The 14,423-nt window shown below is 73.8% G+C and carries 13 protein-coding genes; 10 read left to right on the top strand and 3 right to left on the bottom strand.

Going from position 1 to position 14,423, the window contains the following annotated elements; genetic code table 11:
• Positions 1–21: 21 nt before the first annotated feature.
• Positions 22–717 (bottom strand): glycoside hydrolase family 11 protein, encoded by a 696-nt coding sequence (locus H7827_RS16430; RefSeq protein WP_432746131.1) that lies wholly within the window; start codon positions 715–717, stop codon positions 22–24.
• Positions 718–1,060: 343 nt separating this feature from the next.
• Between H7827_RS16430 and H7827_RS16435 the strand changes: the two genes are divergently transcribed.
• Positions 1,061–3,190, top strand: a complete 2,130-nt coding sequence (locus H7827_RS16435) for a DEAD/DEAH box helicase (RefSeq protein WP_432746133.1) — start codon at positions 1,061–1,063, stop codon at positions 3,188–3,190.
• On the opposite strand, the gene aztA is transcribed toward H7827_RS16435, so the two are convergent.
• A complete protein-coding gene (gene aztA, locus H7827_RS16440; protein ID WP_386532280.1) occupies positions 3,162–3,788 on the bottom strand; it encodes a zinc ABC transporter ATP-binding protein AztA in 627 nt (208 codons plus the stop codon). The two genes, H7827_RS16435 and aztA, sit on opposite strands and share 29 nt — an antisense overlap.
• Before the next feature lie 51 nt (positions 3,789–3,839).
• On the opposite strand from aztA, the gene aztB reads away from it, so the two are divergent.
• The 9 genes from aztB (at position 3,840) to H7827_RS16485 (ending at position 12,164) form a co-directional block, all read left to right on the top strand.
• Positions 3,840–4,676, top strand: a complete 837-nt coding sequence (aztB, locus tag H7827_RS16445; protein WP_386532277.1) for a zinc ABC transporter permease AztB — start codon at positions 3,840–3,842, stop codon at positions 4,674–4,676.
• A 14-nt stretch (positions 4,677–4,690) separates the two neighbouring features.
• Positions 4,691–5,719 (top strand): hypothetical protein, encoded by a 1,029-nt coding sequence (locus H7827_RS16450; RefSeq protein ID WP_432746135.1) that lies wholly within the window; start codon positions 4,691–4,693, stop codon positions 5,717–5,719.
• Entirely contained in the window at positions 5,716–6,642 is a 927-nt protein-coding gene (gene aztC / locus H7827_RS16455; protein ID WP_432746137.1) for a zinc ABC transporter substrate-binding protein AztC, read from the top strand. The genes H7827_RS16450 and aztC overlap by 4 nt, the downstream gene beginning before the upstream one ends.
• A gap of 25 nt (positions 6,643–6,667) precedes the next feature.
• The gene (aztD, locus tag H7827_RS16460; protein WP_432746139.1) at positions 6,668–7,870 is read left to right on the top strand and encodes a zinc metallochaperone AztD; all 1,203 of its coding nucleotides are present in this window, start codon (positions 6,668–6,670) and stop codon (positions 7,868–7,870) included.
• Between the two features lie 93 nt (positions 7,871–7,963).
• On the top strand, positions 7,964–9,028 hold the full coding sequence (locus H7827_RS16465; protein ID WP_432746141.1) for an NUDIX hydrolase: 1,065 nt from the start codon (positions 7,964–7,966) through the stop codon (positions 9,026–9,028).
• Positions 9,025–9,192, top strand: coding sequence for a hypothetical protein (locus H7827_RS16470; RefSeq protein WP_432746143.1), 168 nt, complete (start codon positions 9,025–9,027; stop codon positions 9,190–9,192). The genes H7827_RS16465 and H7827_RS16470 overlap by 4 nt, the downstream gene beginning before the upstream one ends.
• Positions 9,193–9,279: 87 nt before the next feature.
• Positions 9,280–9,957, top strand: a complete 678-nt coding sequence (locus H7827_RS16475) for a restriction endonuclease (protein ID WP_386532260.1) — start codon at positions 9,280–9,282, stop codon at positions 9,955–9,957.
• A gap of 34 nt (positions 9,958–9,991) precedes the next feature.
• Entirely contained in the window at positions 9,992–10,420 is a 429-nt protein-coding gene (locus tag H7827_RS16480; protein WP_432746145.1) for a hypothetical protein, read from the top strand.
• 10 nt (positions 10,421–10,430) lie between these two features.
• On the top strand, positions 10,431–12,164 hold the full coding sequence (locus H7827_RS16485; protein ID WP_432746147.1) for a hypothetical protein: 1,734 nt from the start codon (positions 10,431–10,433) through the stop codon (positions 12,162–12,164).
• Between the two features lie 42 nt (positions 12,165–12,206).
• Here H7827_RS16485 and H7827_RS16490 read toward each other — a convergent pair whose 3' ends face one another.
• Positions 12,207–14,345, bottom strand: coding sequence for a hypothetical protein (locus H7827_RS16490; protein WP_432746149.1), 2,139 nt, complete (start codon positions 14,343–14,345; stop codon positions 12,207–12,209).
• Between the last annotated feature and the right edge of the window lie 78 nt (positions 14,346–14,423).

A 14,423-nucleotide genomic window follows, 5' to 3' on the forward strand; every position in this document is an offset into this window, starting at 1 on the left:
CGTTTCGGGGAGTTCTGCGCGTCAGCCGTTGACCCAGATGTTGGAGTTGCCGCTGCTCTGGTAGCCCTCGGTGGCCATGATCATGTAGTAGTTGAAGGAGCCCAGGTTCATGCCGGAGCGTGACCAGGCGTCGAAGTGGTTGCCGGTCGTGATGGTGCCGCCGACGCGCCGGGACTGGCGGACGCTCCAGTACTGGGGGAAGGTGCGGGTGCCCTCGACCGAGGGGGCGTTGTAACGCATCGTGTGGTAGATGTCGTACGTGCCGCCGTCGCTGTTGACCGAGCCGCGGTAGTCGCCGGTGGGCCGGTAGTTGCCCCAGCTGTCGACGATGTAGTACTCGACCAGGGGGTTGCTGGTCCAGCCGTACAGGCACAGGTAGCCGTTGCCCGAGGGGTTGAAGCTGCCGGAGTAGGTGACGTTGCGGCGCGAGCCGTTGGGCCAGCCCTTGCCGCAGACGAAGTTGCCGGTGTTCCGCCACGAGGTGCTGTAGTTGCCGCCGCTTCCCAGGGTCATGGAGACGGTGTTCTGGGCGTCGGTCCAGAACGAGTAGTAGAAGCCGTTGTGGGTGCCGGTCTGGTTCTGGGTGATGGTCTGGGCGTGCGCGACGCCCGGCAGCACCAGGGCCGAGGCCGAGGCGGCGGCCAGGCTCACGGCACCGGTACGGGCGATGAAGCGCCGGCGGCTGAGCGGCCGGGCGGGAGTGCTGTCCTCGTGCATGCGTCCTCCAAGCAGCGGGACATGACCGTGCGGGTCTGTCGGTGGGGGTGGTGCTCGGTGTGCCCAGAAGTGTTGGGCCGGGCCGCGGGTGCGTCAACGGTTCTCGCAAGGATTCCGGAAGGAAAAATCGCTTCCTTCGCTTGTATAGAGGGCTTTCCGGTCAATCGTCGGGCGGTTGGATAGGGATGGGTTCTGAAAATTTTCGACGTTTTTCCGGAGTGATGGCGCGCGCCGTTGACGCGGTCGCCGTGTACGCCGTCAGCCGCCCGGAAGCCCTTCCTTCCTGACGCGTCATCACTGTCAGTGACGTGTGTCACGATGCGGGTCATGGGAGGTGGTGTCCGTGGAGCCGATCGAGCCCGAGGCGCTGGGAGAGCTGGCGCGGGGTGTGGTGGCCGATCACGCCGCGGCCGTCGGCCGGGTGCGGGAGGCGGTGCGGCCGCTGCGGGAGGACGTGGTCGCCGAGCGGCTCGGGACGATGGCGGTGGAGCGGCTGCGGGAGGTCACCGAGGGGCGGTTGCGGGTGGCCGCCCTGGAGGAGGGCGGGTACCGGACGGTCGGCAGTGTGTGGGCCGCGACCGTGGGGGAGTTGCAGCTGGTCCCGGGGGTGGGGACGCAGACCGCCGGGCAGGCGCTGGCCGCCGCGCGCCGCATCGGGCGCGCGGTGGAACGCACGGTCTCGGTCTGGCTGGACGTGGAGGAGCCGGGCCCGGCGACCACCGCCGTCGTCATCGCGCTGCACCGGCTGCTGGTGGCCGGGCCCGGGCTGCGCAGGACGGTGGAGGCGGCGCGGGGTGTCGAGGAGCGGCTGGCGGAGTTGTTGCCGGCGGCCCGGCCCGCGAGGGGGCGGCTGCGGATGCTGCTCGCCGGGCGGGAGGGGCGGGCCAGGGCGCGGGCTGCGGTCGCCGCCATTGAGAAGTTGACGGCGGACGCCGAACGCCGGGGCCTGACCGGGGCGTTCCGGCAGGCAGCGGTCGATCTGCTGCGCGACCCGGCCACCGAGGTCGAGGCCTGGGTGGACTTCGAGCTGCGGTCCGCCGACTACTACAGCCTTCTCGCGGAACTCGACGGGCAGCCGCCGGACTCCGACGCCGCGCAGGGCTTCGTGCCGGCCGAGATCGGCGACCGCGTCCGGGCCTTCGAGCTGGACGACTCCCAGCTGCGGGTGTCGCTGCGCGGGTACCAGTCCTTCGGGGCGCGCTTTCTGCTCGCCCAGCGGCGGGTGCTGCTCGGCGACGAGATGGGCCTGGGGAAGACGGTGCAGGCCGTCGCCGCGCTCGCGCATCTGGCGGCGCGCGGCGAGAGCCACTTCCTGGTGGTCTGCCCGGCGAGTGTGCTGATCAACTGGACGCGGGAGATACGGGCGCGCAGCACGCTGCGGGCGGTGCCCGTGCACGGCCCGGAGCGTGCGGCGGAGTTCGCGCGCTGGGAGGCGGACGGAGGCGTCGCCGTGACGACGTTCGACGCGCTGCGCGGGACGGAGTCCGTGGTGCCCACGGCCATGCTGGTGGTCGATGAGGCGCACTTCGTGAAGAACCCGGACGCCCTGCGGTCCCGGGCCGTGGGGCGGTGGGCGGCGCGCGCCGGGCGGGTCGCCTACCTGACCGGGACCCCGATGGAGAACCGGGTGGCCGAGTTCAGGTCGCTGGTGCGGCAGTTGCAGCCCGAGGTGCTGCCACGGGTGGCCGGGCGGGAGCTGGTGGCCGGCTCGCGCGCGTTCCGGCAGGCCGTGGCCCCCGTCTATCTGCGCCGCAACCAGGAGGACGTGCTCGCCGAACTGCCCGCGCTGGTAAGGGTCGACGAGTGGGAGGAGTTCGGCCCGCAGGACGGGGCCGCCTACCGGGAGGCCGTGGAATCGGGGAACTTCATGGCCATGCGGCGCGCCGCGTACGCCTCCCCGGAGTCGATGAAGGTGCGGCGGATACGGGAGTTGGTGGCCGAGGCCGCCGACGCCGGGACGAAGGTGGTGGTCTTCTCCTACTTCCGGGCGGTGCTGGAGACGGTCGGGGCCGCGCTCGGCGCGGACCGGGTCACCGGGGTCATCAGCGGGACGACATCGGTGGCCGGACGGCAGGGGCTGGTGGACGCGTTCACGGCGGCGCGCGGGCACGCCGTGCTGCTCAGCCAGATCCAGGCGGGCGGCGTGGGGCTCAATCTCCAGGCCGCCTCGGTGGTGATCCTGTGCGAGCCGCAGATCAAGCCGACGATGGAGCACCAGGCGGTGGCGCGGGCGCACCGGATGGGGCAGGTGCGGAGCGTGCGCGTGCACCGGCTGCTGGTCGCCGACAGTGTCGACCAGCGGATGCTGGAGGTACTGGCCGGCAAGAGCACGCTGTTCGACGCGTACGCGCGGCGCAGTGAGGTGGCCGCGGCCACGCCGGACGCGGTGGATGTGTCCCAGGGGGAGCTGGCCCGGCGGATCGTGGAGGAGGAGCGGCTGCGGCTCAGCGCACGTGCCCTGCCGTCAGGGTGAGCACCAGGTCCGCCGCTGCCGCTTCGTCCGGGTGGTGGGTGGCGTGGACGACGGTGGTGCCGTCCTCCGCCGCGATCCGGGACAGGGTCGCGGTGATCTGCCGCTGGGCCTCGGCGTCCAGGGACGCGGTGGGTTCGTCCAGCAGGAGCAGCGGGGAACGCTGCGCCAGGGCCTGGGCGATCAGGGCGCGCTGGCGCTGACCGCCGGAGAGGCCGCCGAGTTGGCGGCGGGCGAGGTGGGCGATGCCCAGCCGGTCCAGGCACTCGTCCACGATCTCGCGGTCGGCGCGGGTCAGCCGGCGCCAGGGTCCGCGGTCCGCCCAGCGGCCCATGGCGACGGTCTCGCGGACGGTGAGAGGGAGGGTGTCCGGCACCGCGCTGCGCTGGACGACGTACGCGGGGCGGCAGGGGCGCGCGTACGTGAGGGTGCCGCTGGTGGGGGTGAGGGTGCCGGCCAGCAGGTTCAACAGGGTTGATTTGCCAGAGCCGTTGGGGCCCGTGAGCGCGGTGACCCGGCCGGCGGGAAGGGAGGCGCTGACGCCGTGCAGGGCGCGGTGGCCCGCGTAGTCGGCGGTGACCTCGTGGAGTGTGACCGGCATGACAGTCCTTAATCGCTGACGATAATCATTTTCATTATAGAGTGACCCGTCATGGAGTGGTTGCTCGAACCGTTCGCGGTGTCCTTCGTTCAACGGGCGCTGTGGGGCGGGATCCTCGTTTCGCTGATCTGTGCCCTGGCCGGCACGTGGGTCGTGCTGCGCGGCATGGCTTTCCTCGGCGACGCGATGGCGCACGGGATGCTGCCGGGCGTCGCACTGGCCTCGCTGCTCGGCGGGTCCCTGCTGATCGGAGCGGCGGCCAGCGCCGGGGCGATGGCCTTCGGGGTGACCGTGCTGGGGCGCTCGAAGCGGATCTCCCGGGACACGGGGATCGGGCTGCTGTTCGTCGGCATGCTGTCCCTCGGCGTCATCATCGTGTCGCGCTCGCAGTCGTTCGCGGTCGACCTGACCGGCTTCCTGTTCGGCGACGTGCTCGCGGTGCGGGACGGAGACCTGGTCTTCCTGACCGTGGCGCTGGGATGCGCGGCGCTGGTGGCCGCGCTCGGCCACCGGGCCTTCCTGGCCCTGTCGTTCGACGCCCGCAAGGCGCACACCCTGGGGCTGCGGCCCCGCTGGGCGCACGGGGTGCTGGTCGGCCTGGTGACGCTGGCGATCGTCGCGTCCTTCCATGTGGTCGGCACGCTGCTGGTGTTCGGGCTGCTGATCGCCCCGCCCGCCGCGGCGGCGCTGTGGGCGCGGCGGGTTCCGCTGATCATGCTCGGCGCGGCGCTGCTCGGTGCCCTGTCGACGGCCGCGGGCCTGGTCATCTCCTGGCACGCGGGGACGGCCGCCGGGGCCACGATCGCCGCTGTCGCGGTGGGGCTGTTCTTCGCCTCCGCGCTGGCCACCCTCGCCAAGTCCCTGCTGGAGAAGAGGGCTCAATCATGAGACTCAGGAATGTCATGCTCGCGGCAACCCTGCCCGCGCTGCTGCTGGCCGGGTGCGCCTCGGCCGACGATGGGACCGCGCCCGGAACGGAGGAGGAGAACGGGAGCGAGGCCGCCGAGTCCACCCCGCACGGCTATGTGGAGGGCGCCGAGGAGGCCGCCGAACCCCAGTCCCGGCTGGTCCTCGCCGACGCCGCCACCGGTGAGATCCGGGTGCTCGACCTCATCACCGAGGAGATCACCGACGTGGGCCACGCCCCGGAGCCCACCGGGATCCGCGGCGACGGCCGGTACGGATACCTGACGGCGGCCGACGGCTCCGTCCAGGTCGTCGACAGCGGTGCCTGGACCGTCGATCACGGCGACCACGCGCACTACTACCGCGCCGCCATCGCCCTGGGCGAGACCCTCCCGGCCGGCACCGTCCCCTACAAGGACGCCGAGGTGACCGTCGCGGACGGCACCGTACGGGCGCCCGGCGTCGACGAGTCGTGCGCCGCCCCCGCGGGCACCGCCGTCACCCGGGCCGGCCTCGTCCTCGGCTGCGCCGACGGCGCCCTGCTGATCACGGCGGCGGAGGAAACCGAGGCGGAGGAAAAACAGTTCACCGCCGAGCGGCTTCCGTACCCGGACGGTACGGCGGAGGACGAGCGGGCCGGCGAGTTCCGGCACCGGGCCGGCAGCACCACGCTGGCCGCCATCGCCGTGAACGGTGAGGGCTTCTGGACCCTCGATGTCCTCACCGGACAGTGGGATTTCACGGCCGACGACTCCGTCATCGCCGTGAACGCCGTCGGGAACGGGGGCGTGGTGCTCGCGCTCACCGACGGCGGGGAACTGCTCGCCCTCGACCCCGACAGCGGCGAGGAGATCGCACGGACCGAACTGCCGGGAGACAGCGTTGAGGTGGACAGCAGCCGTGCCTATGTCAGTGATGTGGCGGGGCAGAAGGTTCATGAGATCGATTACGCGGATGATCTCCGGATAGCCCGCACCTTCGACCTCGACATCGCTCCCTCCCACATGGTGGAGACCGGGCGATGAGGGCGCACACGATCCGCGCGGGCCTCGCGGCACTGGCCGCGGCCCTCGGGCTCGGGCTGCTCGGGACCGGCTGTTCCGCCGCCGCCGAGGACCGGGCCGGCGTGGTGGTCACCACCAACATCCTCGGCGACATCACCCAGCGGATCGTCGGCGATCAGGCCGAGGTCACCGTCCTGATGGGCGCCGGAACCGACCCGCACTCCTTCGGCATCTCCGCCCGCCAGGTCGCCGGCATCGAGAGCGCCGCGCTGCTCGTGTACAACGGCCTCGGCCTGGAGGAAGGCGTCCTGCGGCACGTGGAGGCGGCGGCCGGAACCGGCACCCCCACGCTGGAGGTCGGCGCAGGCGTCGACCCCCTCCCGTACACCTCCGACGCCATGGCCGGGGAGCCCGATCCGCACTTCTGGACCGACCCCGCCCGGGTCGCCACCGCCGTCGGTCTCATCGCCGACCAGGTCACCGAACGGGTCCCGGGCGTCGACCCGGAGGCGGTCCGCGCCAACAGCGAGGCGTATCTCGCCGAACTCGACGAGTTGGACGCCTGGATGACGGAGCGGTTCGCCGGCATCCCGGACGAGCGCCGCAGCCTGGTCACCAACCACCACGTCTTCGGCTACCTCGCCGACCGCTACGCCTTCGACGTCGTCGGCGCCGTCATCCCCAGCGGCACGACGCTCGCCTCACCGTCCGCCGCCGACCTGGAATCCCTGGCCGGCGCCATCCGGGAATCCGGCGTCCCCGCGATCTTCGTCGACGCCGAACAACCCGACCGGCTCGCCCGGGTGCTCGCCGAGGAGACCGGACTGCACGTCGACGTCGTACCCCTGTTCTCGGAATCCCTGAGTGCCCCCGGCGGCGGGGCCGAGACCTACCTCGACCTGATGCGTTCCAACACCGAAGCCATCGTCACCGGCTTGCGGTAAGAAGAGAGAAGAGAAGAGAAGAATCATGCGGAAGAAGAGAATCGCCGTGTCGGTGGCCGTGCTGGCCGCCTCGGCCCTCGTCCTCGGCGCCTGCGGATCCTCCGAGGACAGCAGCGCGGCGAAGGAGGGCGAGAAGCCGCAGGACAGCGCGCCGCCCACCGTCGAGGCCGCCGAACCGCTGGTCGTCACCTACGACGGCGGGCTGCTCGTCCTGGACGGGACCACGTTCGAGGTCGTCGGGGACCTCCCCCTCGACGGCTTCAACCGGATCAACCCCGCCGGTGACGACCAGCACGTGCTGGTCTCCACCTCCACCGGGTTCCAGGTCCTGGACGCCGTCGGCGCCCGGCTGACCGGCGCCGAGTTCGCGGGCGAGAAGCCGGGCCACGTCGTCCGGCACGGCGACCGCACGGTGCTGTTCGCGGACGGCACCGGCGAGGTCACCCTGTTCGACCCGCACGACCTGGGCGGGGACGGCCTGCCGGACACCGACACCTACCAGTCCGCCGAGGCCCACCACGGTGTCGCCGTCGAGCTGGAGAGCGGCGACCTGCTGGTCACCCTCGGCAACGAGGAGAGCCGCGTCGGCGCCATGGTCCTGGACGCCGACGGCGAGGAGATCGCCCGCAGCGAGGAGTGCCCCGGCGTCCACGGCGAGGCCGCGGCCAAGGACGACGTCATCGTGATCGGCTGCGAGGACGGCGTCCTCGTCTACCGCGACGGCGCGTTCACCAAGGTGGACAGCCCCACCGCGTACGGCCGGATCGGCAACCAGGCCGGCTCGGACGAGTCCACCGTGGTCCTCGGCGACTACAAGCAGGACAAGGACGCCGAACTGGAGCGCCCCGAGCAGATATCCCTCATCGACACGGTCGACGGTTCGCTGAAGCTCGTCGACCTCGGGACCAGCTACACCTTCCGCTCCCTGGCGCGCGGCCCGCACGGCGAGGCCCTGGTCCTGGGAACCGACGGGCAGATCCACGTCATCGACCCGGAGGCCGGCGAGGTCACGGACACCATCCCGGTGATCGACGCCTGGGAGGAGCCGCTGGAGTGGCAGCAGCCGCGCCCGGCGATCTTCGTCCGTGACCACACCGTCTTTGTCACCGAGCCGGGCAGCAAGGAACTGCACGCCGTGGACATCCATGCGGGCGAGGTGCTGAACAGCGTCGAACTGCCGCAGGTGCCCAACGAACTGAGCGGCGTGGTCGGCGCGGCCGGCCACTGACGTGCGCGAAGCGCCCGGGGGTGCGCCCCCGGGCGCTTCCCGCGCGCCGTCAAGCGCCCTGGTGAGGCGGCCGATCCGTGCTGATCATGAGGTGTGACGCAAGATCCTGTGACCTCCAACGCCGAGTACGCCGCCTCCCGGCACGCCGTATGGGTGTGTGCCACCGCGCTGATGACCGACCCGTGGGGGCGGGTGCTGCTCGTACGGCCCTCCTACCGCGACACCTGGCTGCTGCCGGGCGGCGGAGTGGAGGCGGGCGAACTGCCCAGCGAGGGCTGCCGGCGCGAGGTGTGGGAGGAGACCGGCCTCACCAGGACACCGGGCGCGGCCCTCGCCGTCGACCACGTCAGCCCGCGCATCGAGGGGCTGCCCGAGGACCTGCCGTTCCCCGGTGAGTTCCACACGGTCTTCGACGGCGGCACGGTCGGGCCCGCCGACGCGGCGCGCATCCGGCTGCCCGCCGGCGAACTGGAGGACCACGCCTTCCTCGACGCCGCCGAGGCGGCCGACCGGATGGCGGGCCCCGACGCCCGCCGCATGCTGGCCGCGCTGCGCGCCCGGCTCGGCGGCACCGGCACCGTCTACCTCCAGGACGGCCGGCACACCGGCCCGCGCCCTCCGCTGGAGGAGCACTCGGTGATCACCCGGGTCGTGCGGGGACACGACTGGCCCTGGCGCACCGACCGCCCCGTGGCGCACCGCACCCCCGTGACCCAGGTGTGGGGCTGGCTGTTCGCCCCGGACGGGCGGGTGGTGATACTCGTCGACCCGAAGGAGGGCGTGGTCCTGCTCCCGGGCGGAACGGTGGAGGCGCCGGACGGCCCCGACCCGGCGCGCACGCTCACCCGCGAGGCGTACGAGGAGGCCCGGCTCACCGTCGACGAGGCGCGCTGGCTGGGCTGGGTCCACTCCCCGGCGGGCCCGGAACGGGCGCTGGCCCGCATGGTGGGGCGGGTGACCGCGATCGGCCCGCGCGGTGTCGACCCGGCCACCGGGCTGAGGTACCACCGGCTGCTCGCCACCCCGGCACAGGCCGCCGAACTCCTGGGCTGGGGGCCGGCCGCACGCCACCAGGCGGCCGAGGCGGCCCGGATCGCCGCCGAACGCTGGGGTATCCCGTACGCCACGGACCGTCCCGTCACGGAGGTCGACGCATGAGCCCGTCCACGCACCGCGAGCCCACTCCCGTACCGCCCGAACACCCCCGGCCCCCGGCACCGCCCGACCGGCCGCCGCCGCCCACGCCCGCCGAGCCGCCGGTGCCGCCCGAGCACCCCACCCCGCCCCCGACCCCGCCGTCGCCGCAGCCGCAGGAGCGGTGAGACGCGGCGCGGCGCAGGCCCGGGCGCCGTCCTGGCCGAGAAGGCGCTCTGGCGGACGCGGGCGCGTACCTCCCACACTGGCGCGCCATGGGCGGAAAGCGGCAGAACCAGCGGAATCGGCGGAAGCGGCAGGTGCGGCGCAACCGGTGGGGCGCCACGGGGATCGCGGTGGTGGCGGCGGTGGTGATCTTCTGGCCCTACACGCTGATCGCGCTCGGCGCCGCCGCGCTCGGGGCACTCGGCTGGTGGCTGTGGCGGCGCGACCGGCGGGCCAGGGCGGCGGACCGGGAGTTCCGCGCGGCGGACCGGCGCGCGCGGGCGCGAGCCACGGTGGCGGCGCTGGACATACTGAGCTGGCGGGAGTTCGAGGAGCATGTCGCCTGGCTGTGCCGCCGCGACGGCTGCGGCCAGGTGGAGGTGACGGGGCGGGCCGGTGACCTGGGCGCCGATGTGACGGCGCTGCTGCCGGACGGGCGGCGGCTGGTGGTGCAGTGCAAGCAGTACCGGGCGGACCGCTCGGTGGGCAGCGCGGACATGCAGAAGTTCCTGGGCACGGTGTACCAGCACCACCGGGCGGACCTGGCGGTGTTCGTGACCACGGCGGGGGCGTTCACCCGGCAGGCGCTCGAACTGGCGACGCAGCAGCGGGTTCTGGCCATTCACCGCGACTATCTGGGCCTGTGGAACAGCGGTACGCCGCTCCTCGACCTGATCGCCGTCAACGGGGCGGGACAGGGCCGGCGTGAACGGCGCAAGGACGGGTAAACAGGGGGCGGGAACGGAAGGGGGGCGGTCACCCATGGTCGATCCGCTGTCATTGGCGGCCATCACCGCGGCGGTCTCGGCCGCCGCCGGAGCACTCGGCACGGAGGCGGGAACGCGCAGTTGGGCGGTGCTCGCCCGGCTGGGCCGGCGCGCCCTGGGGCGCACCGACACCGAGCCCGACCCGGACCCGGAGCCCGCGCCGTCCCCCGCCGCAGGCCCCGACCCGCAGCCCGTGCCCGCCGTACGGCCCGATGACCCCGAGGTGCAGCAGCTCGCGGCCGTCATCTACGCCCGCGCGCTCCAGGACGCCGCCTTCGCCGCCGACCTGCGGACCTGGATGCGGGAGAGCGAGGAGGCGCGCGACGCGGCCGGCGGCGTGACCGTGCACAACGTCGTCCAGGGCCATGCCCGGGTGCGCAACCTGATCCAGGCGAACGAGGTGACCTGGCACTCCACCCGGTAACGTGGCCGCTGTGTCCGGTCCCCGTCACCGGCCCGAGCGGTACGACCCCGCCTGGGCGACGCTGCGCCCCCTCCCGGCGGTTGACGTTCTCGGGGTGGCCCGCACCCTCACCTCCGCGACCCGGCTGCGCGATCTGGTGCGGCTGCTGCCGCCGCAGGACGTGGAGCTGTTCTTCACCATCAACACCGGGTCCGCGTTCTCGGCCGGCCTGGAGGAGTACGTACGGTCGCTCCCCGGCCGCTTCCTGACCTGGGAGGAGGCCACGGCGCCCGGCCGCGGCTTCGATCTGGCCGTGGCGTTCGCCGTCCACCCCAGCATGCGCGAGGTGGACGCGCCGCTGATGGTGCTGCCGCACGGAGTGGGCTACAACCGGCTGGTGCCGGAGGTCACGGGCGGCGAGCCGGTGGCCGCCGGGCTCTCCCGGGGGGAGTTGACGCACGAGGGGCGGATCGTCCCGGCCGTGATCGGGGTCTCGCACCCGGAGCAACTGGAGCGGCTGGCGCGCAGTTGCCCGGAGGCGCTGCCCCGGGCGCGCGTGGTCGGCGACCTGTCGTACGACCGGATGATCGCCAGCCTGCCGCGCCGTGACCACTACCGCCGGGCCCTGGGGGTGACCGGTGGCAGGCGGCTGATCGTCGTCAACAGCACCTGGCGCGCCCACTCGCTGCTCGCCCGCGCCACGGATCTGCCGCTGCGGCTGGTCACGGAGTTGCCCGTGGACGAGTACGCGGTGGCGCTGGTGGCGCACCCCAATGTGTGGGCCCACCACACCCCGGCCGGCGTGGACCGGCGGCTGGCACAGGCCCTCGACGCCGGACTGATGATCATCCCGCCCGAAGAGGGCTGGCGTGCGGCGCTGGTGGCCGCCGACTGTGTGATCGGCGACCACGGCTCCACCTCCTTCCTCGGCGCCGCCCTCGGCCTGCCGGTCCTGCTCGCCGCCACGGGAGAACACGAACTGGACCCGTCCTCACCCAGCCACGCCTTCGGCACCGGGGGACCGCGTCTCGACCCGGACGCGCCGATCGAGGACCAGGTGCGGCGGGCCATCGAGGACCACGACCCGGACGCCCTGCGCGGCATCACGGACGGCGGGCTCGGCGCGCCCGGCGAGGCGGCGGCCCGCGTGCGGCAAGCGCTGTACGGCTTCTTCGCCGGGCGGGGCGTACGGGAGCCGGCCGGGGACGCCCGGGAGGCGCTCGGAGCGCTGCCCGACCCGCCCCGGCGGACGGCGCACACGGACGCCCCCGGCGTGTGCACCTTCGATGTGACCGGGGACCGCACGGACGGCGTGGTGACGCTGCGCCGCTTCCCGGTCGTCGCGCGCACCGGACGGACGGAGCCGCGCGGCTTCCTGGCGGTGACCGACGGCGAGACCAGCCCGCTGTGGCGGCAGGCGGCCGAGGTCGCGGCGCGCACCGTGACCGACGCCGGACTCCCGGCGGCGGACTGGCTGGAGCGCCGCGCGGCGGACAGCCCCGCCCTGCTGGTCGCGACGGCCGCGCTGAGCCCGCACCGCTGTCTGCTGCGGCTGCGCGACGGGCGGCTGCTGGAGGCCGAGACCGCGCGGGAATGGGGCCGGCCCCGGCCGAAACTGCACCCGCTGGTGCTGGGCGCGGCGGTGAACCTGTGGCAGTACGGGGGCGGTCGCGCCGCCGAGCTGGCCACCGGCGGCCTGCTGATCCGGACCGGGGCGGCGGCCGTCCGGGTGCGGTTCGTCCCGCAGGACCGGACCGGCGACTGAGACGGTGCGCGCGCCGGCCGCGCGCCGGGACGCGCCCCGGGGTCAGCCGTCCTGACGCAGCGCGCTCCGCCGGGCCTGCGCCGCCGTGCGCAGCGCGGTGTCGCCCAGGCGCTCCGCCGCCCCGATCACCAGGGTCAGGGCCTGGTCCAGCTTGGGGTGCTGGCCCAGGCGGGCGGCCCACTGGGCGGCCGTGGTCGCGTGCCGCAACGCCGTCCGGGCGTCGTCCGCCGCCAGCGCCGCCTTGGCCAGCACGATGCCGATCCTGGACCGCATCGGGTCGTCCCCGCTCCGTTCCACCACCGCCAGCGCGTCCTCCAGCGCCGCCGTCGCGGCCGGGAGGTCCCCGGCGGCCAGGTGGGCCTGGGCCAGGTTGTAGGTCTGCACCGCCACACCGTGCCGGTCGCCGGCCGCCTCGTTGGCCGCGAGCGCGCGGGCGAACAGCGGCAGGGCCCGGCGCGGTCGGCCGTCCGCCACCCACAGCAGCCCGCCGGTCTCCCAGATCACCCCGCGCAGCACCGGCGGCACCGGACCCGGATCGCCCGGACTGTCCGCGCCGTCCGGACCGTCCGGGCCGTCCCCGTCGGCGGCGCCGAAGAGTTCCTCCGCCACCGACAGCAGTTCCCTGGCCGAGGCCCGGTGCGCCCGCGCCTCCTCGCCGTCCGCGCTCTGATCGGCCATCGCGTGGTGGTAGCGCGCCAGCTGATTGAGCATCCGCACCTGCGCGGGCGTCCGCCCCTCCCAGCGGGCGGCCTCAAGACCGAGCCGGTTGGCCTCCAGCCAGTCCGCGTACAGCAGCCGTCCGTGGTGCAGTGCCCACAGCGACTCGCTCAGCCGCCACACCGGCTCGTACCAGCCGCTCTCGTACGCCGCCCGCTGCACCGCCAGCAGATTGCTGCGCTCCGCGTCCAGCCAGCCCACCGCCGCCTCCCGGCCGGAGAAGGGGGAGGGGCCCTCGGGCGGCGGCGCGATGCGGTAGCGGTCGCCGAGCACGAGCGTGTCCGCTGCCGCCGCCAGCGTGACGTAGTCGTCGACGACGGCGCGCAGCAGCCGTTCGCGGTCGGCGGCGGTCAGCTCCCGCCGGGCGCGGTCGGCGGCGTGCTCGCGTACGAGGTCGTTGAGCCGGAACCAGCCGCTCTCCTTGGCGGGCCCCGCCAGGTGGGACCGGGCCAGCTCGCGCAGCCCCGCCCCGGCGGCCGGTCCGGCGACGCGGGTGACCAGGTCCTTCGTGAAGGTCGTACCCGGGTGGACGCCGAGCAGCAGATACGCCTGGCGCGCGGCCGGCGGGAAGTCGGCGAACGCCGCGTCAAAGACCTGGGACACCGACAATTCCCCCATCCGCTGGCGCGCGTCGCGGAGCCTGGTGAGGATCTCGGCGCTCGTGTCGCCGAAGCCGCCCTGATCGGCGAGGAGTTCGCTCACAGCGAACAATGCCTGCGGATGCCCGGCGCACAGCCGCACCAGTTCGAGCAGTTCCTCCGGCGCCGTCGTGTCCGCCGGCCCCACCAGGGTGCGGACGAGGTCGGTCCCCGCGGCGCCGTCCAGCGGTCCCACGGGCAGGGTCAGATCCGCCCGCAGCGCGAGACCGGGCAGCGCGCGCCGGGCGGCCACCACCAGAACGCCCCGGGTGGGCAGCAGCGGCAGCACCTCGGAGGCGTTGAGCACGCCGTCCACGAACAGCAGCAGCCGCCGTTCCGCCGTGAGGGTGCGGAACCGCTTCTCGCGGGCCGGCAGCGAGGCGGGCGGGCCCGCGCCCTCCCCCTCCAGCGAACGCAGCAGGTCCGTCAGCACCGCCCCGATGTCCACCGCCCCGTCCCGCCGGTGCTGGGCGAGATCGACGTACAGGTCCCCGTCCGGGGAGTGCAGCTCCCGGTCCAGGGCGTGGATCCAGTGGCCCAGCAGCGAGGTCTTGCCGATCCCGCCGAGGCCCGTGACGACCACGACCACCCGGCCGTCCCGGTGCCGGCCGGTCTCCAGCAGGGCCGCCAGCCGGGTGAGTTCGGCGGCGCGGTTGACGAACGGCCCCAGCGGCGGCCGTACCTCGCGCGGCAGCGGCCGGGGGCGGGCCGGCGGGGCGGGGTCCAGATTCATGATGACGTGCCGCGCCTGGACGATGGTGTCCGCCCGGACCTGCCCCGAGACGGAGTTGACGGACACGTCCTGGGCGTCATCGCGGCCATCCATCCGTCGGACGCTATCAGCGGGGCAGGCCCTTGTCAGGAGAGCGCACGAGGGAGGCCCCGCGGTCCGCCGGGCCCGAGG

Origin of the sequence: Streptomyces sp. JH002 (assembly GCF_050916115.1) — a bacterium.
Lineage (GTDB): Bacteria > Actinomycetota > Actinomycetes > Streptomycetales > Streptomycetaceae > Streptomyces > Streptomyces xiamenensis.